Source organism: Psychrobacter sp. 1U2 (assembly GCF_051847575.1).
On sequence record NZ_JBPYDC010001563.1, the window covers coordinates 1 to 573 of the forward strand.

2 protein-coding genes are annotated in these 573 nt (G+C 45.9%); both read right to left on the reverse strand.

Going from position 1 to position 573, the window contains the following annotated elements:
• Positions 1-190 (reverse strand): hypothetical protein (locus ACS8FD_RS23190; RefSeq protein ID WP_439277587.1); only part of this gene is annotated, 190 nt, incomplete at its 3' end.
• A 27-nt stretch (positions 191-217) separates the two neighbouring features.
• Positions 218-573, reverse strand: a 356-nt coding sequence (locus tag ACS8FD_RS23195; RefSeq protein WP_439277588.1) for a pilus assembly protein PilP, incomplete at its 5' end; no start/stop codon positions are given.

A 573-nucleotide genomic window follows, 5' to 3' on the forward strand; every position in this document is an offset into this window, starting at 1 on the left:
GCGCGCCATTAAATCCTAAACGCAGCTGGGTTACCGCAGGTGCGGTCTGTACCACAGAGACATTGTCGATGCGTTCCACTGCATAAGCTGTGCTACTAATAGCAATCATACTAATCGCCAACGCAGGTATTGCAAAGGCAGAAGACATACAGTTACTCATTGCCATTACCCTATTATTGCGTACTGTCATTACTTATTCCTCAAAAAATCTGCCAACTTAATTTATAGGTGAGACCAACGACTGAGGTCTTTCAATGAACCCAGCGCGGCTATCTGGCACAATTTCAATCAAATTAATCTGGGTCGGCGTGATTTCAACAATACGGCCGTCGTTTGGTCCAAGATAATCACCTACTTTAACGTTAGCGACCGAACCATCTGGACGTTGAACCAATGCATACTGTTGACCTTCAGGAGAGATCAATATGCCACGAAAAGTAAGCTGTGCAATATCGTACTGCTCAAGTGGCTGTTTGATTCGTGTAATATCAGGACGCACACCATCCGATGGTATATTTGGCCCCTGCACGTTGATGAGACTTGGCGGCAGGAACGGGCTACGCACTAAACTTG